Annotated in this window: 13 protein-coding genes; 7 read left to right on the top strand and 6 right to left on the bottom strand. The window is 72.5% G+C overall.

The features are described 5' to 3' along the window. Positions 1–16: 16 nt before the first annotated feature. From AB0E78_RS25585 to AB0E78_RS25595, 3 genes are all read right to left on the bottom strand, one after another. On the bottom strand, positions 17–757 hold the full coding sequence (locus AB0E78_RS25585) for a methyltransferase domain-containing protein (RefSeq protein ID WP_361836672.1): 741 nt from the start codon (positions 755–757) through the stop codon (positions 17–19). A gap of 71 nt (positions 758–828) precedes the next feature. Beyond that, on the bottom strand, positions 829–2,001 hold the full coding sequence (locus AB0E78_RS25590) for an acyltransferase (RefSeq protein ID WP_361836674.1): 1,173 nt from the start codon (positions 1,999–2,001) through the stop codon (positions 829–831). Next, a complete protein-coding gene (locus AB0E78_RS25595; RefSeq protein ID WP_361836676.1) occupies positions 1,998–3,734 on the bottom strand; it encodes a hypothetical protein in 1,737 nt (578 codons plus the stop codon). Before AB0E78_RS25595 ends, AB0E78_RS25590 begins: the two co-directional genes overlap by 4 nt. Before the next feature lie 133 nt (positions 3,735–3,867). On the opposite strand from AB0E78_RS25595, the gene AB0E78_RS25600 reads away from it, so the two are divergent. Together AB0E78_RS25600 and AB0E78_RS25605 are read left to right on the top strand one after the other, a co-directional pair. Next, on the top strand, positions 3,868–4,851 hold the full coding sequence (locus AB0E78_RS25600) for a hypothetical protein (protein WP_361836679.1): 984 nt from the start codon (positions 3,868–3,870) through the stop codon (positions 4,849–4,851). Positions 4,852–4,875: 24 nt separating this feature from the next. Further along, on the top strand, positions 4,876–7,719 hold the full coding sequence (locus tag AB0E78_RS25605) for a stealth conserved region 3 domain-containing protein (protein WP_361836682.1): 2,844 nt from the start codon (positions 4,876–4,878) through the stop codon (positions 7,717–7,719). A 23-nt stretch (positions 7,720–7,742) separates the two neighbouring features. On the opposite strand, the gene AB0E78_RS25610 is transcribed toward AB0E78_RS25605, so the two are convergent. Both AB0E78_RS25610 and AB0E78_RS25615 read right to left on the bottom strand, forming a co-directional pair. After that, positions 7,743–8,171: a hypothetical protein gene (locus AB0E78_RS25610; protein ID WP_361836684.1), complete on the bottom strand. Its 429-nt coding sequence runs from the start codon at positions 8,169–8,171 to the stop codon at positions 7,743–7,745. Positions 8,172–8,289: 118 nt separating this feature from the next. Then, positions 8,290–10,374: a bifunctional glycosyltransferase family 2 protein/CDP-glycerol:glycerophosphate glycerophosphotransferase gene (locus AB0E78_RS25615; RefSeq protein WP_361836686.1), complete on the bottom strand. Its 2,085-nt coding sequence runs from the start codon at positions 10,372–10,374 to the stop codon at positions 8,290–8,292. A gap of 163 nt (positions 10,375–10,537) precedes the next feature. Here AB0E78_RS25615 and AB0E78_RS25620 point away from each other — a divergent pair, with 163 nt between their 5' ends. The 5 genes from AB0E78_RS25620 (at position 10,538) to AB0E78_RS25640 (ending at position 18,578) form a co-directional block, all read left to right on the top strand. Continuing rightward, on the top strand, positions 10,538–14,020 hold the full coding sequence (locus AB0E78_RS25620; RefSeq protein ID WP_361836689.1) for a CDP-glycerol glycerophosphotransferase family protein: 3,483 nt from the start codon (positions 10,538–10,540) through the stop codon (positions 14,018–14,020). Between the two features lie 2 nt (positions 14,021–14,022). Further along, on the top strand, positions 14,023–15,624 hold the full coding sequence (locus AB0E78_RS25625) for a hypothetical protein (protein ID WP_361836822.1): 1,602 nt from the start codon (positions 14,023–14,025) through the stop codon (positions 15,622–15,624). 35 nt (positions 15,625–15,659) lie between these two features. Next, the gene (locus tag AB0E78_RS25630; RefSeq protein ID WP_361836691.1) at positions 15,660–17,294 is read left to right on the top strand and encodes a glycosyltransferase family 2 protein; all 1,635 of its coding nucleotides are present in this window, start codon (positions 15,660–15,662) and stop codon (positions 17,292–17,294) included. 101 nt (positions 17,295–17,395) lie between these two features. Continuing rightward, positions 17,396–18,379: a UDP-glucose 4-epimerase GalE gene (galE, locus tag AB0E78_RS25635; RefSeq protein WP_361836694.1), complete on the top strand. Its 984-nt coding sequence runs from the start codon at positions 17,396–17,398 to the stop codon at positions 18,377–18,379. Positions 18,380–18,410: 31 nt separating this feature from the next. Continuing rightward, entirely contained in the window at positions 18,411–18,578 is a 168-nt protein-coding gene (locus tag AB0E78_RS25640; RefSeq protein WP_361836697.1) for a hypothetical protein, read from the top strand. A gap of 152 nt (positions 18,579–18,730) precedes the next feature. On the opposite strand, the gene AB0E78_RS25645 is transcribed toward AB0E78_RS25640, so the two are convergent. Continuing rightward, the gene (locus AB0E78_RS25645) at positions 18,731–19,351 is read right to left on the bottom strand and encodes a TetR/AcrR family transcriptional regulator (RefSeq protein WP_361836699.1); all 621 of its coding nucleotides are present in this window, start codon (positions 19,349–19,351) and stop codon (positions 18,731–18,733) included. Positions 19,352–19,410: the final 59 nt, after the last annotated feature.

Here is a 19,410-nt window from a genome sequence, read left to right on the forward strand (position 1 = left end):
TTTCGTCAACATAGGTTCATCTAGCGTCACTTGCGGCCGAAACGGACTGCTCGTCCTCTTCGCGCGGTGCCACCACCTTCGGCCTGCCGCAGTCGGCGCGGCCCTCGACGGGCTTCGGCAGCGGGACGCCGTCGACCCCGCCGATCCTGTTCGCCCACCAGGTGGTCGTGGAGCGCACGAAGGCCATGGTGAGGGCCGGATAGTTCTTGGGCCGCTGGAACACACCGACGGAGTCGCCCCAATAGGCGTGCTTGGCGTCGATGCTCCCGTAGGCGTGTCGGATGCCCTTCATGGGCGGGAAGTCCGTGTAGGCCTCGCGGAGTTCGAGGCGGGTGTACGCGGCCAGGGCGCGGAACCCGTCGGGGTAGTAGCGCCAGCAGTCCTGCGCGTCGTGCACATGACCGCGCGAGGGCGCCGTCACGAAGGCGATGCCCTGCGGCTTCAGGACGCGGGCGATCTCCAGCATCGTCGCCCAGAAGAAGGGGATGTGTTCGAAGGCCTGCCCGGAGATGACGAAGTCGGCGCTGCGGGACTTCACGGGGATGCGGTACGGCTTCGTCATCACCGCGTCGACGTTGCGGCCGTCGAGCACGTCGACGCCCACGTACTCGGTGTCACGCCCTTCGAGCAGGGTCTTGTGGGTGCGGGTCTGTCCGTCGGAGACCCGGGCCCCGAGGTCGACCACCCGGTGGCGCTTCCCCGCGGGCATGTACTGCTCCACACAGAGTTCCATCTGTTCGTACGCGGACTGGTGCACGTATCCTCCGAGATTGGTTGTTTCCGGGCGCTGATCGCTTTCAACGCCCACTCGCCGAAAGGGTCACTCCGTCACTTCACGTCCGCCGGAGCTCTTTTACGGCTCCATGCGCGCGGGGTCCGCCGGAGGCACCACTTCCTGGCCGGTTCCTCGACGAAGGTGAACATCGCCCAGGACAGCGCGAGCACGGTGACCCCGACGCCGAGGAGCGTGAACACCGCGAAGTTCTCCGGCTGCGGGCGGCCCCAGGTGTCGAGGATCTGCCGGTTGACGGTCTGGTGCAGCAGATAGAAGGCGTACGACCAGAGCCCGAGCAGCACCATCGGGCGCGAGCAGAGCCAGCCGCGGTGTCCGGCGAGCTCGCGCTGGACGTAGGCGGCGATGAAGAGGACGGCGAAGAGCGCCGCGACCGAGCGCAGGGCCCAGGTGAGCTGCCCTGCCGCGTACGGGCCGAACAGCTCCGCACGGTGGCTGTGCAGGACGGCGTACGCGACGAGGCAGGCGAAAAGCACCCGCGGGTCGAGGCGGATGCGGTGTCCGCGGCGCAGCGCCAGGGCGCAGGCCATGCCCACGCCGAACTCCGGCAGCCGGGTCAGCGGGTGCCGCATGACCCATTCGCTGGCGAAGGGCGAAAGGTGGGTGGCGGTCCACCAGTTGAGCAGCCACATCGCGATCAGCCCGCCGACCGCGAGCAGGGCCAGGGTGCGGGTGCGCAGGCGCAGGACGCCGCGGATCGCGAACGGGAAGAGCAGATAGAAGAAGACCTCGACGCTGAGGGTCCACGCGACGCCGTTGCCGGGGAACATCGGGGTGACCCCGGGGAACCACGTCTGCACGAGGAACAGCGAGGAGACGAAACTGAGGGCGTCCGTGGGAACGCCGCCCCAGAGGTAGAAGACCCAGACGCAGGGCACGGTCGCCACCAGGTGGGCGGGCCAGATGCGGCCGAACCTGCGCCAGTAGAAGAGGCGGGCGCGGGTGCCGGGGCGGTGTCCCCAGGTGAGCAGGAACCCGGAGAGCACGAAGAAGAAGTCGACGCCGGTCGCGCCCAGCCTGGAGTACGGGAAGAGCAGCGGCGCGTGGGCGACGCCGCCGTACGCGCTGAGCCCGGTGAAGTGGTGCACGAACACCGCGAAGGCGGCGAGGAAGCGCATCCCGGTGAGGGAGTCGACCCGGCCCGCGGGGTCGGCGGAGGGGCCGGGTCCCGGGAGGGGCCGGGTCTGCCGCGGGAGAGCTGTCGTCATTCCGGGGCCCCCTCTCCCGCGCGCAGGACCGGGCCGCAGCCGGCCGGGCGCATCTCGGCGACCATGGCGTCCAGGGTGGGGCGCACGCGCTCGCGGAGGGCGGTGATCCGGTCCGGGTCGCGCACCGCGTCCACCCGGACGTAGTCGCCGCCGTTGCCCTCGGTGTAGAGCGGGACGTATCCCGCGGCGGCGAGGCGGGCCGCGGTCAGGCCCGACTTGGCGGTCCAGGCGGCGTGGACGTGGAGCAGTTCGGGGCGCACGCCGTTCAGGACGTGGTCGCGCAGGGCGGCCGTGTCGCGGGCCGCGTACGCGGCGGCCACACGGCGGTCGGTCAGGCCGGCCAGGTCGAGGACGCGCAGTCGCGAGGTCAGCAGGGTGCCTCCCAGGTCGGGCAGGGCGACGGTGGCATCGCGCAGGCCCAGATACCCGGCATACGCGTTGAAGGTGTGGCCGTAGCGCTCGGCCACGAAGCACATGGACAGGGTCGGGCGGTGGACGAACCTGTCGTTCTGCGCGGCCTGTCCGGTGACCGAGAGCAGCAGGGCGCCCGCGAGCGCGCAGCCGGTCAGGGCCCGCGCGCGCAGGCCTTCCGCACGCCAGACGGCGCCCGCGGCCAGGGCGAACGCCGTCGCCGCGAGCACCCACACCGGGGTCGCGAAGCGGTACAGCGCCATCCAGTCGCGGCCGAGCACGCCGTACGCGACCAGGGTCAGGGCCAGCGGGACGAGCAGCGCGGCCAGGGCTCTGCGGGGCGGCCCGGGTCGGGCGAGCGCGATGCCGGCGCAGGCCGCGCCGGTCAGCGCGAGCGCCCAGCCGCCGTACGTCAACAGCTCACCCGAGGTGGCCAGTTGACCGAGTCGTGGGGGCTGCTGGGCCTTGGCGACCGCCGTGTTGGGCACCCAGAGCCCAAAGGTCGCGCGCCGCCAGAGCAGGAACGCCGCGTACGGCAGCGCGAACGTGCCGCAGCTCAGCGCCACCGCCCGTCCGGCCCGCGCGAGGGCGTCCCGGCGCAGGAACAGCAGGACGGCCACCGGATAGGCCGCGGCGAGCACCGCGCCGTCCGGGCGGGTCAGCGCGGCGAGCAGCGCGACGGCCCCCGCGGTCGCTGCGACGGCGGGCCGCAGCAGGGTGCCGCGCACCGCTCCCCGCACGAGCAGCGCCCCGGTCGCGGCGGCGGTCAGGGCGTACAGCGGGTTCTCAAGTCCCGAGAAGGACCACGCCACGTACGAGAGGTTCGCGGCGAGGAGACCGCCGGCCAGCAGCGTCACCGCCCAGGCCCGGCCCGGCAGCACGGCCCGCGCCGCCACGGCGACGCAGGCGAGGACGCCCGCCGTGCAGAGCAGCGCCAGGGCCTTGGGGTAGAGCACCAGGTCGCTGACGCCGAGGAGCGCGCCACGGTCGAAGAGGCCGAGCCTGCGGCCGATGACGAGCAGGGCGAGCCAGGAGGGGTTGGAGTAGCCCTCGACGGGGTCGGCGCCCGGCTGCTGGACGGGTCCTAGGCCCTCGTCGATGCTGCGGGCGTAGGCGAAGGTGATCGCCGCGTCATCGACGATCCACTGGCCGAGCGCGCTCGCACGCCAGGCGACGAGCAGGGTCGTGAGGGTGACGGCCGCGGGGTCGGCCCAGCGGCGGCAGAGGGCGATGGCGGTCGGTCTGCGGGCCGGAGAGGGGGCTTCGGCCGGTGGTACGGAGGGTTCCTTGCGGCGCTGGAACTGCGCGAGGGGACTGATCATTAAGGGGCTAACCTACACAAAACCCCTCAGGTCACTCTGCCGTCCGCCAGGCGGGTGACCCGTACGCGGCCACACGCCCCCCTGGGGCGAACTAGGGGCAAAGTGGCCCAATGCACCACATTGGGTTCACGCCATGATCCCGGCTCTGCCGCCCGCGGCCCGGCGGCTCATCGCCACCGCACGGACCGCCCGCTTCCGCGCGGAACGCGCCGCCGCGGGCCGGGTGGGCCGGGGCCGGATCGGCGCGGGCCGGTTCGGCGGCGGGGCTCAGTCGCTGCTTACGCCCGTGCATCTGTCGATCCGGGACAGCCGCACGCTCAACGTCGCCGTCGCCGCCCTCCCCGAGGAGCAGGTCGGGCGGGCCCAGCTCGTCGTCTCGCGCGGCCATCGCCGGTTCCGGATCCCGCTCGCCTTCGAACAGCACGCCCACGGTGGTCTGCTGCTCGCCGGGACCGCCACCCTGCGCGATCTCGGCGAGGGTGTCTGGCGGCTCACGGTCGTCACCGCCGACAGCGGCGGACGCGTCCGGCGGCGCGGCATCGGCATCGACGGGGACACCGACCTGCCGCCCACACCCACCGTCCGGCACGCCCCCGACCCCCGCACCGGCACGCTCATCCGCGTCGTCCGGTGCCGCAGCGGGCGCGCCGTGCTGCAGGTGACCCGGTCCAGGCCACGTGCCGAGCTGGTGCGGTTCGTACCCGGCGGTGACGGCATCGTCGTGCACGGGCGGCTCGTCAGGGCGGGATCGTCGCGGCGCTGGCGGGCCAAGGCGGTGCGGCGGCGGGACGGGGTGACCGTGCCGGTCGGGGCGGTGTGGGAGGGCGCCGACTTCAGCTTCCGGCTGCCGCTGGGCGAGATGGCGGGGGCGAGCCCCGGGCAGTGGGTGTGGGACTTCCACGTCACCGGGGACACGGGCAACGCGGCGGACACTGAGGGGCCTTCGCTGCCCCTCGGCCGCTGGCTCTCCGACGTACGCGACCCCTCGGCCGCCTACCCGACCCCCTTCCGCGTGTTCGCCCTCCCGGGCGGCTCCCTCGTCCGCGCCCACGCGCACTTCACCCCGTCCGGTGCCTTCGCGGTCACGTGCTGGGACATCACGGATCAGACCTCATGAACGAGACCTCGTGAAGGAGTCCTCATGAAGATCACGTACCTCCTCGGCTGGGGCGACGAGATGGGCGGCACCGAGCTGGCCACCTACACCCAGGCGCAGCACCTGGCCGACCGGCACGACGTCGAGGTCATCTCCGTCTTCCGCACCCGCCCCGAGCCGTTCTTCCCCGAGGCCCGCAGCCTCCCCGTGCGCTATCTCGTCGACCGCACGGCGTCCCCCGAGCGCCCGGTGCGCGGCACGCGCCTGGACGAGGCCGCCTGCCGCACCCTGGCCTCGCTCCCCAGCGAACTGATCAAGCCCTCCTGGGAGTCCGCCTTCGACCGCCTCTCCGACATCGAGATGGCCGCCGCCCTGACCACCCTGGACACCGACGTGCTGGTCACCACGACGCCCGCCCTGATGGCCGCGGCCGTCGGGCTCGTCCCGGCCAGGGTCGTCACCGTGCACCAGGAGCACCGCCCCACCCAGCGCCGCGGCCCCTCCGGCGAACCCCTGCTCCTGCACGCGCCGCGCCTGGACGCCCTGGTCACGCTCACCGAACGCACCCGCGACTGGATCGCGGAGTCCCTCGGCGCCACCGCCCCCGAGCTCGCGGTCATCCCGAACGCCGTGCCGGACGGCTTCCGGCCGCGCGCCGACGGCGAGAGCAAGGTCATCGTCATGGCCGCGCGCCTCACCGGCGAGAAGCGCGTCGACCACGCCGTACGGGCCTTCGCCGAGGTCGCCGACGCCTACCCGGACTGGACGCTGCGCGTCTTCGGCGGCGGCCACCGCGAGCAGCACCTGCGCCGCCTGGTCGACGGCTTCGGCCTCCAGGACCGGGTCGAACTCCTCGGCCCCTGCCAGGACATGGCCGCCGAGTGGGCCAAGGCGGGGCTCACGCTGATGACCGCCGGGCACAACGAGGCGTTCCCGCTGGTGCTGCTCGAAGCGCTCGCCGCGGGCGTGCCCGTGGTGGCGTACGACGTGCTCACCGGGCCCGCCGAGATCGTCAGGCACCGCGTCGACGGGCTGCTCGTGCCGCCCGGCGAGATCAGTGAACTGGCGGCCGCCATGAGCGAGTTGATGGGCGACCCGGAGACGCGGCGCGGCTATGCGCACGCGGCCCGGGAAGGTGTCTACGCCCGCTTCTCCTCCACGGACGTCACGGCCCGCTGGCAGGAGCTGTACTCCCGGCTGGTGGCGCGGCGCGACGCCCCCGAGCGCCTCGACGACCGTGCGGACCGGGTGGCGCTCGGCGTCGCGTCCGGCGGCAGCGGCTTCCGCCCGACGACGCCGTACACCCTGGACGCCGCGCCCGGCGCCGAGGAGCGTGCCCGCGAGGACGAGATCCTCGCGGCCGACACCAGCGGGCAGCTCATCCGCTCCGTGGGCCGGCTCGCCGAGCGCCGCGACGACATCCTCGCGCCCGGCATGACCGACTGGAACCTCGAGATCGCCGCCACCGCCCTTGAGTCGGAGGACATCCCGTACGTCCTCGTCCGCACGTCGGGCACCACGCACACGCTCGCCGTGGCCGACGACGAACGCGACGGGGCGCTCAAGGCACTCGCCGAGTCCCTGCACGGCCAACCCGTCTACGCCGAGCTGATCCACCCCCGGGACGCGGCCCCCGGCGTCGTGCTCGCCGAGCGGCTCGACGGCATCGGCGAGGTCGCGGGCGTCAAGCTCTTCAAGCCGGTGACCACGACGACGCTCTCCCTGCGGCACGGCGTCCAGCAGGCCTGCACGGTGGCGTTCTGGCCTCGGCTCGCGGCCGAGGGGACCGAAGGCGAGGCCGGTGGCACCGACACCCGCCGGGCGCCCTTCGGCACCACCCTGGCCGGGTCCGAGCTGCCCTCGCTCGCGCCCACCGCCACGCTCCGCGTCGCCGACCGCACGTACCCCACGCTCGACGTGTTCTCCCAAGTCCTCATCGGGGACGTGGACTTCCCCATCGACGCGGTCTACACCTGGGTCGACGACTCCGACCCCGAGTGGCGCGCCCGCCGCGAGGCGGCCCTCGGCAGCCCCGACGACGGATCGTCGCCGGACCACGGCGCCGTCCGCTTCCGCAACCGCGACGAGCTGCGCTACTCGCTGCGCTCCCTGGCGATGTACGCGCCGTGGATCCGGCACATCCACCTCGTCACCGCGGGCCAGCGGCCGTCCTGGCTGAACGACGAACACCCCGGCCTCACGGTGATCGACCATCGCGACCTCTTCGCGGACCCCGATGCGGCGCTCCCCACCTTCAACTCCCACTCCATCGAGAGCCAGCTGCACCGCATCGAGGGCCTGTCGGAGCACTTCCTCTATCTGAACGACGACATGTTCCTGGGCCGCCCCACCACCCCGGAGACGTTCTTCCTCAGCTCGGGCACCGCCCGCTTCTTCTGGTCGTCGGCGTCCGTGCCCGCGCTGCCCGTGTCGGAGGACGACGAGGGCTATCTGGCCGCCGCGAAGAACAACCGGGAGCTGCTGCGCCGCGATTTCGGCAGGACGACGACGCACAGCTTCTTCCACGCGCCCTACGCCCTGCACCGCAGCGTCCTCGCGGAGCTCACCGAGCGGTACCCCGAGGAGCTCGAGGCCACCGCGCGCAGCCGCTTCCGCTCGAACAGCGACCTCGCCCTGGTGTCGTCCCTGCACCACCACTACGCGTACCTCACCGGCCGCGCCGTGCCCGCGGGCATCGCGTACGACTTCGTGGACATCGGCAGCCGGGCCGACCACGCGCGCCTGGGCCAGTTGCTCCAGGGACGCAACAAGACGGCCTTCTGCATCGGCGAGTCCCCGGACAGCGAGCTGACCGACGAGGAGATGGCCCTCGCCATCCGGGCGTTCCTGACGGCGTACTTCCCCGTGCGGTCGCCGTACGAGACGTGAGGCGGCCCGGCAGCCGGAGGCTGTCAGCCGTGGATCTTCATCGGTGACGATGTCACGGTGCCGTTCGCACCGTGGAGGGAGAGCCGCATGGTGGTCGGCATGCCCTCGGGCACGTTCCTGGTCATGCACTTGACGTAGCCCGAGCCGTGGCCCTTGGTGCTCACGCGGTGGCCCTCGCCGGTGGTGGCGACGACGTACACCCCGTCGCGGTAGTGGTCCTTGACGCACAGCGTGTCGCCCTTGCTGCCGTCCGACATGGCGTCGATCTGCCACGTCACCGAGCCGCGCATCCGGCTGTCCTTCCACGCGTCGATCCCGGCGACGTTGGTGGCGCGCCCGTAGTCGAAGTCCACCCCGGCCGCGGCGGCGGGCGTGACCGAAAGGCCCAGCAGGCCCGCGGCGCCGACGGCCGCGGCCGTGGCCAGAGTGGTGACGGTCTTCTTCATTCGCATCAGGAGTACACCCCGTATGGCTTGGAACACATGGCACTTCGCGCGGCCGGCGATGCCGCCGACCGCTTGATCATCTTCACGTGCCCTGCCAACAGTTCCCCAACACCGGGGTGCCGTTCTACGAGGTCAGGAACAGCCGCCGCACCACCCGCTCGGCGGCGCCCCCGTCGTCGTACGGGCAGAACCGCTCACGGAAAGCGGCCCGCAAGGCCGCCGCCTCCGGCGAGTTCCAGCCTCCGCCCCGGAACAGCTCCGCCAGCTCCTCCTCGCTCGTCGCCACCGCGCCCGGAGTCTCTCCCGGGCGGCCGGACAGCAGGTCGAAGTACGTGCCCCGGGCCAGTCGGTAGGCCTGCCAGTCGGGGGCGTACGTCACGATCGGGCGGTCCAGGCAGGCGTAGTCGAACATCAGCGACGAGTAGTCCGTGACGAGGGCGTCGGCGGCCAGGCAGAGGTCCTCCACGCGCGGGTGCCCGGTGACGTCGACGAGCTGCGGGTGGCGGCGCAGGCCCGCGTCGGCGCCGTAGAAGTAGTGGGCGCGCACGAGCACGACGTACGAGGGGCCGAGTGAGCCCGCGAAGCGCTCCAGGTCGATGCGGGGCAGGAAGCCCTTCTGGTAGTCGCGGTGGGTGGGCGCGTAGAGCAGCACCGTGCGGCCGTCGGCGATCCCCAACTCCTCGCGGATGCGCTCGACTTCATTCTTACCGGCCGTGAAGTAGACGTCGTTGCGCGGGTAGCCCGCCTCCAGGGCCTGGTAGGCCGTCGAGGGGTAGACGCGCTCCCAGACCTCCGTGGAGTGCGGGTTCGCGGAGAGGCTGAAGTCCCACTGGTCGGTGTGGTCCAGGACCTTCTGGAAGCTGATGCCGTGCGTGCCCGCAGGGTAGCGGCGCTGGTCGAGGCCCATCTTCTTGAGCGGCGTGCCGTGGTGGGTCTGGAGGTAGATCTGGCCGGGGCGTTTGGTGAACCCGCCGGGGAAGCTGGAGTTGTTGATCAGGTACGTCGCCCTGGCCATCGTCTGCCAGTAGCGCCGCGAGCCCTCGATGACGTACTCGACCCCGGCGGGCACCCGGTGCTTGTTGCGCGAGGAGACCACCCACACGCCCCTGATGTGCGGGGCGAGTTCGCGGGCCTTGGCGTGGATGGCGGCGGGGTTGCAGGAGATCCCGCGGTTCCAGTAGGCGCCGTAGACCGCGAGGTGGGGGTCGAGGGGGCGGCGCAGGTCGGTGCGGTAGGCGAGGCGCATCGCGCGGGCGCGCAGCTTCTTCTTCTGTTCCTTGAGCTTGCGGGTGACGCCGTTCCGGCGGGAGCGGCTCTTGCGGTGCGACGCGTAGGCGGCGTACGAGGCGGTGGCCAGGGCCCGCTCCCCCGGGGTGGCCGCCGCGTCCGCCGGCCCGTAGGTGCGGTAGAGGCGGGCCGCCCCGCGGAAGAAGTCCCGGCGGTCGCCCGCCGTGATGCGCCCGGGGTCGTCGAGGACGGCGAGCAGATGCGCGGCCGCGTGCGGGACGAGGCGGGCGCGGTCGGCGGGGTCGGCGGCGGCGAGCAGTTCCTCGTAGCGCCCGATGAGCGCGAAGTGCTCGCGGCCGGGGGTGGTGGCGAAGCTGCCGCCGCGCCGCTCGCGCCAGCGGACGCAGGCCTTGTCGAGGACGGCGGTGCGCGCGTCGGCGGCCAGGGCCGCGCGCCGCACGGGCACCACGTCCTCGTACGGTCCGTCGCTGAACGCCAGTCGGCGCTCGTGCCAGAAGTCGCGCCTGAAGACGCGGTTCCAGGCGGCGACGGTGACTCCCAGGGGGTCCCCGGTCAGGTCGTCGCCGCCCGCGCGGACGTTCTCCCACCAGTCGACGCGGTCGTGGCCGTAGAGCAGGACGTCCGGTTCCCCGGCCTCGTCCAGGGCTTCGGCGATCGCCTCAAGGGCGCCCGGCAGGAGCAGGTCGTCGCCGTCGAGGAAGAGGAGGTAGGTGCCGGTGGCGTGGTCGGCGCCGATGTTGCGGGCGGGCCCGGGGCCCGCGTGCGCGGGGATGCGTACGAGTTGCACGCGGGGGTCGCGCTCCGCACACTCCGCGGCGATCGCGGCGGACGCGTCCGGCGACGCGTCGTCGACGACGATCAGCTCCAGATCGCCGGGGTTCTGGTCGAGCACGGAGTCCAGGCATTCCCTCAGGTAGCCCTGGACGCGATGGGCGGGGACGACAACCGAGAAGCGCGACATGGACACCGACGGTAGCCAGCCGGACACGCCCTGTCGAAGACCGCGCATCACTCATTGGGATGAAGCAAGGCAAAGAAATTGACCGGAACGGGCAAAAGGGATTAATACGCCCGTACTCCCATGATTACTCCCATGACTGGGAGCGTACGAAAGGCCGGTCTTCGTGCAGCCCCGTCTCAGCGTCGTCGTGCCCATCTACAACGTCGAAGAGTTTCTGGAGGAGTGCCTGGAGTCGATCGCCGGGCAGACCATGGCCGACCTGGAGGCCGTGCTCGTCGACGACGGCTCGACGGACGGCAGCCCGCGGATCGCACGTGAGTTCGCGGCGAAGGATCCACGGTTCGTCTATGTGCGCCAGCCGAACGCGGGCCTGAGCGCCGCCCGCAACACCGGGGTGCGGCACGCGACCCCGACCGCCGAATACCTGACGTTCGTCGACAGCGACGACGTGGTGCCGCACGACGCGTACGCCCGGATGACCCAGAGCCTGGACTCGACCGGATCCGATTTCGCCAGCGGCAACGTCTGGCGCCTGAACGAGCGCGGACGCCAGCAGGCCTGGCAGTACAAGTGGCTCACCGAACCGCGCTCGCGCACGCACATCAGCCGCGACCTGGAGCTCCTCGCCGACCGCGTCGCCTGGAACAAGGTCTTCCGCCGCGCCTTCTGGGACCGGCACGGCTTCACCTTCCCCGAGGGCAAGCTCTACGAGGACACGCCCGTCATGATCCCCGCGCACTTCCTCGCGGGTTCCGTGGACGTGCTCAGCGACCACGTCTACTACTGGCGGGTGCGCGAGGGCTCGATCACCCGGCGGCGCACGGACGTCAAGGGCGTCCGCGACCGGATCGCGGCGTGCGCGCACGTCAGCGCGTTCCTCGCCGAGCACGACCCCGAGATGCGCAAGACGTACGACACCTCCTGCCTGCGCGACGACTTCGTGTACTTCCTGGAGGGCCTGCCGATGGGCGGGCCCGAGTACCGCGCCGCCTTCGTGAAGGGCGCCGCCGCGTTCCTGCGTCGCGCGGATCCGGAGGTGATCGCGAAGCTCCCCGTGTCCCTGCGGGTGAAATGGCATCTCGTGCGCGAGGGGCGCACCGCCGACCTGATCGACCTGCTCACCTTCGAACAGCGCAACAACAAGAACGCCTTCCAGGTGCGCGGAGTGCTCCGGCGCAGCGCCGCGTATCCACGGAGCCCGGGCGGCCACATCCGGGTGCCGCAGGAACTCGCCCGGCTCCGGCGCGGCGAACTGCCGGTCATCGCCCGTGTCCGGGAGGCGAGTTGGAGCGCCGACGGGCTGCTGCGGATCAGCGGCTACGCGTACATCCGCAACCTGGAGGCGACGCGCCCCGGGCACTCCCTGAAGACCGCCGTCCTCAAGTCGGCCCACAGCAGGGCCCAGTTCAGGAAGATCGCCACCCGCACGGTGGCCGCCCCGCAGGCCACCGAGAACTCCCGGCAGCAGCTGCACTGCTACGACCTCTCCGGGTTCGAGCTGACCGTCGACCCCGAGCAGCTCAAGACGGGCGGCCGGTGGCGTCCCGGCAACTGGCTGCTCGGCGTGGTCGTCGCGGGCCACGGCTCGGTGCGGCGGGCCGCGGTGCGCCCCCTGGACGGGTCGGCCGCGCAGTCCGTCGTACGCGAACTCGGCGACGGGCTCCGCCTGGTCCTCGGCTACAGCAAGGGCCGCCTCGTGCTGAAGATCCAGGAATACGTGGCGCGGGTCGACGCCCATCACCGGGACGGCGACGACATGGTCCTGAGCGGCCATCTGCCCAGCCACCTGCGCCCGACGGCCCTTCGCCTGACGCACAAGCACTCCTCGGCGGAGTTCGACTACCCCGTGGCCCTGCCCGGCGACGACCGCTTCGACGTACGCGTGCGCCTCGCGGACCTGGAGGACGTCGCGCCGACCCCGCACCTGGCCCCCAAGGAGGTCGAGCCCCCGCACGGCGACCGCTGGCAGGCCAACCTGGTCCTGCCCGACGGCAAGCTCAAGTCCCTCGCGGCGGCCCTCGACCTGCCCCCGGGCCGCTACGCCTCCCGCGCGGAAGGACGCGAGCTGTGCGCCTCGGCGAACGACCAAGGCCAGCTCGTCATCGAGCTCACCCGGCAGCCGATCGCCGACCGGGTGGCGTGGAGCACGGACGGCACGCTGACGGTCGAGGGCACGGTGGCCGACGCGAGCTGGGACGCGGCGGAACTCGTGCTCCGGCACAGCGGCAGGGACGAGGAAGTGACGGTGCCGGTGGAACGTTCCGCCGGACGCTTCCGAGGAGTGGTGACGCCCGGCGGCGGAACCCTGCGGGAGGGACGCTGGTACGCGTTCCTGCGGGAGGCGGGGACCGGCGCCGCCGTCCACGGCGCTTCGCAGGACGGCATGCCCGTGCGGCTGCTCGCCTCCGTCTCCGCCGGATTTCCGCTCCATCAGACCGTGGAGGGACGGGAGTTCACCGTCGACCGGCGGTTCGGCGACCGGCTGCTGCTCGAAGCCGGGTCCGTCCTCACGCGCGGCGAGCGGGGCGCCTACCGGCAGCACCGGCTGCGCACCGCGCACTATCCGGGCCGGCGCACCCAGCCCCTGCGGGACGCGGTGCTCTACTTCGACGGGGACTCCCCGCGCGCGGTCCACGAGGAGCTGATGCGGCGCGGCGCCGAGGTCGAGCACCTGTGGGTGACGCGCGACCAGCAGACGCGGGTGCCCGTCGGGGCGAAGGGCGTGGAGGAGCACAGCACGGCCTGGTACGAGGCGCTCGCCCGCTGCCGGCGCATCGTCACCGCGGGCCATCTGCCCGACTTCTTCGAGCGGCGGGACGGCCAGACCGTCGTACAGACCTGGAACGGGGCGCCCCTCAAGCGCATCGGCACCGACCTCACCGACACGCTCTACGCCGACCACGGCCACCTCGACGTCCTGCCCAGGCTCTCGCGCCAGTGGGACGTGCTGGTGTCCCCGAACCGGTTCTCGACCCCGCATCTGGGGCGCGCGCTCGCCTACGAGGGCGAGGTCATGGAGGCGGGCTCGCCCCGCAACGACGTCTTCTTCTCCGACGACCGCGACAAGGTCGCCGAACGCGTGCGCCGCGAGCTGGGCATCGCCCCGGACAAACGGATCGTCCTGTACGCGCCGACCTACCGCGACCACCTCGCCTACTCCCCCGGCCGCTTCCGCTACGAACCCGCGCTCGACTTCGCCGCGGCGCAGGACGTGCTCGGCGACGACCACGTCCTGCTCGTCCGCAAGCACCCGCTGACGGCGGGCCGCCTGCCCGGCGCCCACGCACCCTTCGTGCGCGACGTGTCCTCGCACCCCCGCACGGCCGAACTCCTGCTGATCTCGGACGTGCTGGTGACGGACTACTCGTCCCTGATGTTCGACTTCGCGCACACCGGGCGCCCGATGCTCTTCCACGCCTACGACCTGGAGCACTACCGCGACACGGTCCGCGGCTTCTACCTCGACTTCGAGACCAGCGCCCCCGGCCCGCTGCTCGCCTCCACCGGCGAGGTCGTCGAGGCGCTGCGCGACCTGGACTCCCTCACCGCCCGGCACGCGGAGGCGTACGCGGCGTTCCGCGAGGCGTACTGCGACCTGGACGACGGCCGGGCATCGGCCCGGGTCGCGGAGAGGCTCATGCGATGACGATGGCCACGCGGGGCGCCGCCCTCGTCAGCCGCCGCCAGGTCCACGGCTCGACGGCGCTGCACCGGCGCAGGCGGTGGCGGCCCAGCCCGTACGTCGTGTTCGGCGGTCTCTTCTGGATCGTCATGTCGCTCGCCTTCTGGCGAGTGCCGATGTGCTGCGACTTCGGGCAGCACGCGGCGGTGATCGAGCGGCTGAAGTCCGATCTGCTGCACCCGCGCCACCCGATGGCGGACCTGCCGGGCGCGGGCAGCCCGTACTACTCGCCGTACGCGGTGGCGCAGGGCGTCTTCGCGCGCGTGACGGGGCTCGCGGGCTGGGAGGTCGTGAAACTGGCGGGGCCGCTGAACCTGCTTGTGCTGCTCACGGGTCTCGGCCGGTTCGTGAAGGCCCTGACACCCCGTCAATGGGCGCCCGTACTGGCCCTGTTCGCGATGGTGGTGCTCTGGGGCACCCGGATGGCGTGGTGGAGCGGCTACCTCGGGCTGATGTCGATGACGGGGAACCTCGCCTATCCGTCGACGTTCGCGATCGGCCTGGCGTTCTGGGCGTGGAGCCTGGCGGGTCACCTCGCGTCGGCGCCCCGGAGCGGCTGGGCGCACGTGGGTCTCGGCGCGCTGTGCGGGGTGATCCTGCTCGTCCACCCGATCTCGTCGGTGGCGGCGGTGATCGGGGTGGTGGCGTTCGCTGCCTCGTCCCGGCGCCCCTTCGCGGGGCTGTGGAAGTGGGCGGCGACCGCCGCGACGGCGGCGGCGGTCGCGGCGAGCTGGCCCTACTACTCCGTCTTCTCGCTCGTCGGTGACGAGAGCGTCGACTGGATCCACCGGCAGCTCTACACCGAGATGCCGCAGCGGTTCTGGCTCGCGCTGATCGGCCTGCCCGCGCTCGCCCTGAGGTTCCGCAAGAACCGGCGCGATCCGCTCGCCCTGATGTTCGCCCTGGACTGCGCGGTCGTGGCGTACGGCTGGCTGAGCGGCCACTACACCTACGGCCGCATCCTGGGCCTGACGCTCGTCCCGCTCCAGTTCGCCCTCGCGATCGAGCTGGCCGCACCCCGGCCCTGGCGCCGGTGGCGCATGGCCCTGGGGGGCGTCGCGGCCACCGGAGCGGCCATCGGCTTCTTCACGCTCCAGGCGGGCGCGGTCGTGCCGCGCGCTCTGGACCCGGTGGGCTTCGACCAGCCGCCGCGCTGGCCGGGCTACGGCTGGGCGGTGAGTCAGATGCGCAAGGGCGACGTCGTCCTGACCAACGGCTACTACCCCACGCGCTCCATCCCTGCGTACGGCGCCAATCTCGTCGCCCCCGCCTGGCCGGACGCCTCGCTCGCCGAGGACACCCGCAACCACCGCCTCCAAGAGGTGCGCGACTACCTCTCCCCCGAATCGACCCGCGCGGAGCGCAAGCGGATCGTGCGCCGCTACGGCGTGCGCTGGTTGCTGCTCTCGCCCGACCAGAAGGTGCCCTCCGAGGCGGTCGTGGTGGCGTGGGGGCCGCGGACGGGCGAGGTGCTCGCGCGGGTGGGCGGCGGGCATACGAGCCGGAGCAGCGGGCACACGAGCCCAGGCGGCGGAGATCGCAACACGAACCAGCCGAAGACCCCCTAATCGGATAATTACTAGCAACCTCTAAAATTTCCCCCGTGGATCCCTCTCTGTCTCTCTCGCCCCCGTCGCCCCAGGTCTGCGTCGTCGTGATCGGCTACAACGACTCCGCGCACGTCACGGACGCGGTGCGCTCGGCGCTCGCCCAGGGCCCGGCCGTCCGCGAGGTGATCGCCGTCGACGACTGCTCGACGGACGGCAGCGGAGAGCTGCTCGCGGCGCTCGCCCAGGAGGACCCGCGCGTCACACCCATCCGCCGCGCCACCAACAGCGGCGGCTGCGGCACTCCCCGCAACGACGGGATCGAGGCCACCACGTCCGCGTACGTGATGTTCCTCGACAGCGACGACATCCTGCCGCCGGGCGCGGTGGACGCCCTGCTCAAGGCCGCCGCGCGGCACGACGCCGAGGTGGTCACCGGCCGCTGCGTGCGCCGCGAACTGCCCTCCGGGCGCGAGACGGCCTGGCAGCCCATGCTCTACACGAAGCCCCGCCTGATCGCCCGCCCCGAGCTGCGCACCCGCCTGGTCCACGACACCCTCTGCGTCAACAAGCTCTACCGCACCGACTTCCTGCGCCGGCACGGCCTGCGCTTCCCCGAGGGCCCCTTCACGTACGAGGACTTCGTCTTCACGGCCCGCGTCCTGGCGGCGGGCCCGCGCATCGCGCTGATCACGGACCCCGTCTACGTGTGGAACGTGCGCCGCACGGCGGCCAAGCTGTCGATCTCCCTGGACCGCTCGGGCATCGCCAACTGGCAGGCCCGTCTCGAGGCCCACCGCCAGTCGGTCGACATCCTCCGGGAGGCGCGGAGCGCGTCGGGCGACGCGGGCAAACGGCTCGCACGGGCCGCGCGGGCCAAGTTCATCGACCACAGCCTGCGGATGTACACACGCGAGCTCACCACGCGAAGCCCGGAGTACCGGCAGGAGTGGTGGACGGCCACGCGCGCGTACCTCGCGGCCTTCGACACGGCCGACCTGGACGCGGCGCCCGCGCCGGGCCGGATCATCGCCCGTGTGATCCTCGCGTCCCCCGAGCCGCGCGACCTGACCCGCCTCCAGGAGGTGGCGGCCCGCCCCGCACGCCTCTCACCGCCGTACGTGCTCGCGGCCGACGGCACCACTCCCGTCTGGTCCGAGGACCTCCCCCAGGTGACCCTGGAACACCTCCTCGTCCGCCCGATCCGCCTCCTCCCGCTGGCGGTGGACGCGGAGCTGCGGCCGCGCGCGGGCGGCAGCCGCCTCACACTGCGGCTGCACGAGCTGTACGGGCGGGTGGCGGACGCGGGCCCGACGACGGCCGACGTGGAGCTCGTGCCCAGGAGCGGCGAGGGCCCGGTGCTGCGCCGCACGGCGGCGTTCGGCGCCGCGGACGGCGCGACCTGGCTGACCGAGGCCGTCCTCGACCTGGGCTCGCTCGGCGGCGGCGTATGGGATCTGCGGCTGCGCCTGCACTTCGGTGACGGGACGGCGCGCGAGACGACGGCGCGGGCGGTGGCGGGCCCGGGTCTGCTGCGGCGCACGGCGCTTCCGTCGCGCCGGGGGCTGCTGCTGGCCCAGCCGTACAAGACGCAGGCGGGGAATCTCGCGGTGCGGCTCGCTCCGGGGCTGCGGGGTGTGCTCGGGGTGGTGCGCAGGCGCCTCGCGCGGTGGGTGGGCGGCGGGCGCTGACGCGGTCCGTACGCGCGGCTCTGCGACACTGCACGTCCGAACTGCACGTCCGGACGCCGACCGGCGGGACCACGCGCAAGAACAGGGAAGGCACACTGACGATGACCTGGCTGATCACCGGCGGCGCCGGCTACATCGGGGCACACGTGGTCCGCGCCATGACGGAGGCGGGCGAGCGGACGGTGGTCTACGACGACCTGTCCACGGGCCTCGCCGAGCGCGTCCCTCAGGGCGTACCGCTGGTGACCGGGTCGACGCTGGACGCGGAGCTGCTGTCCCGCACGCTGAGGGAACACGCCGTCACCGGTGTCGTGCACCTGGCGGGCAAGAAGCAGGTGGGCGAGTCGGTGGAGCTGCCGCTGCACTACTACCACGAGAACGTGGAGGGGCTGCGGGTCCTGCTGGCGGCGGTGACGGAAGCCGGTGTCGAGTCCTTCGTCTTCTCCTCGTCGGCGGCCGTGTACGGCATGCCCGACGTGGACCTGGTGACGGAGGAGACCCCCTGCCTCCCGATGAGCCCGTACGGCGAGACGAAGCTGGCGGGCGAGTGGCTGGTCCGCGCGACGGGCCGCGCGCACGGCCTGTCGACGGCGTCGCTGCGGTACTTCAACGTGGCGGGCGCGGCGAGCCCCGCGCTGGCCGACACGGGCGTCTTCAACCTGGTCCCGATGGTCTTCGAGAAGCTCACGGCCGGCGAGGCGCCGCGCGTCTTCGGCGCGGACTACCCGACGCCGGACGGCACGTGCGTACGCGACTACATCCACGTGGCGGACATCGCGGAGGCCCATGTGGCGACGGCCCGCAGGCTGGCCGCCGCGCCCGGCGGCACCGATCTGACCCTCAACATCGGCCGCGGCGAGGGCGTCTCGGTCCTGGAGATGGCCAGCCTGATCAACGAGGTCACGGGGTTCGACCTCCCGCCCGTCGTGGCACCCCGCCGCCCCGGCGACCCGGCCCGGGTGGTGGCATCGGCGGACCGCATCGCCACGGAGCTCGGCTGGTCGGCCAAGCGGGACGTGCGCGAGATGGTGGCGTCGGCGTGGGCGGGGTGGGTGCGGACGCATCCGGAGGCGGGCCGGAAGTAGGCAGCAGGAACCGGTCCCGCACACTTGCCCTATGAAGATCTTTCTCTGGCTCGGGCTCGCCGCCGCTCTCCTCGTCAACGTCTCGTCCAGCTTCGTCATCGACGACGACACACGGCAGGCCCTCGTCAGCGTGGGCACCGGTGTCATCGCCCTCGCCTGTGGCGTGACGCTGTTCGTCAAGCGCGAGAAGCGGTCCTGACCCGCCAGGTCCGGCCGAGTCACCGACAACCCGGCCGGGCCGACCTGTTCAGGTACGCCGGCCCAGCCGGCACCCGCCGATGCCCACGGTCGCTCGGCGGCAGGCCCCCCGCATCCCCAGGTCCCCGCAGCCCCGCAGCCCCGCAGCCGCCCTCACAACGCCCGCAGCGCCGCCGCCGTAGCCGTGGCGAGGCTGCCCAGATAGCCCTTGGGCAGCTTCGCCCGCACCACCACGGACCGCCAGTAGAGCGGCCCCGACACCAGGTCGAGGGCGAGGTCCTCGTCGACCCCCTCCCGCACCTCCCCCCGCGCCACCGCGGCCCGCACGATGCCGTTCGCCACCCCGTGCTGCCCCTCCCGCAGGGCCTTCTGCATGGCCTCCGCGATCTCCGGGTTGCGGGCCGCCTCCGCCTGCAGATCCGGGATCACCTGCGAGGCCACGGGATGCCGCAGGGCGCGCGACGTCACCTCGTACAGGAGCCGCAGATCGCCCTCCAGGGAGCCGCTGTCCGGCATCGGGAGGCCCTGCACCGCTATCGCCGACACCAGGTCGAGCACGAGGTGCAGCTTGGAGCGCCAGCGCCGGTAGACGGCGGTCTTGCCGACGCCCGCGCGGCGCGCGATGCCCTCGATGGACATGCGCGCGTACCCGACCGCGGCCAGCTCCTCGAAGACGGCGGCCCTGATGGCCTCGGTCACGTCCTCGCGGAGCACCGCGGCCCCCGCGGGCACCCTGCGGCGCGGCTGTTCATCTCCTGGCCTGCTCGTCGTCATACGGACAGCATAGAACGTGACGACGATACGGTTGCGTTCCGACGTCGCATGGTCCTACT

The sequence above is a fragment of the Streptomyces sp. NPDC032198 genome (genome assembly GCF_040636975.1).
Taxonomy (GTDB): Bacteria; Actinomycetota; Actinomycetes; order Streptomycetales; family Streptomycetaceae; genus Streptomyces.

Excerpts from the sequence above, each read along its gene's own strand:
- galE (WP_361836694.1), top strand. The coding sequence starts at position 17,396 with ATGACCTGGCTGATCACCGGCGGCGCCGGCTACATCGGGGCACACGTG.
- AB0E78_RS25605 (WP_361836682.1), top strand. The coding sequence starts at position 4,876 with ATGAAGATCACGTACCTCCTCGGCTGGGGCGACGAGATGGGCGGCACC.
- AB0E78_RS25645 (WP_361836699.1), bottom strand. The coding sequence starts at position 19,351 with ATGACGACGAGCAGGCCAGGAGATGAACAGCCGCGCCGCAGGGTGCCC.
- AB0E78_RS25595 (WP_361836676.1), bottom strand. The coding sequence starts at position 3,734 with ATGATCAGTCCCCTCGCGCAGTTCCAGCGCCGCAAGGAACCCTCCGTA.
- AB0E78_RS25610 (WP_361836684.1), bottom strand. The coding sequence starts at position 8,171 with ATGCGAATGAAGAAGACCGTCACCACTCTGGCCACGGCCGCGGCCGTC.
- AB0E78_RS25600 (WP_361836679.1), top strand. The coding sequence starts at position 3,868 with ATGATCCCGGCTCTGCCGCCCGCGGCCCGGCGGCTCATCGCCACCGCA.
- AB0E78_RS25615 (WP_361836686.1), bottom strand. The coding sequence starts at position 10,374 with ATGTCGCGCTTCTCGGTTGTCGTCCCCGCCCATCGCGTCCAGGGCTAC.
- AB0E78_RS25625 (WP_361836822.1), top strand. The coding sequence starts at position 14,023 with ATGGCCACGCGGGGCGCCGCCCTCGTCAGCCGCCGCCAGGTCCACGGC.
- AB0E78_RS25640 (WP_361836697.1), top strand. The coding sequence starts at position 18,411 with ATGAAGATCTTTCTCTGGCTCGGGCTCGCCGCCGCTCTCCTCGTCAAC.
- AB0E78_RS25590 (WP_361836674.1), bottom strand. The coding sequence starts at position 2,001 with ATGACGACAGCTCTCCCGCGGCAGACCCGGCCCCTCCCGGGACCCGGC.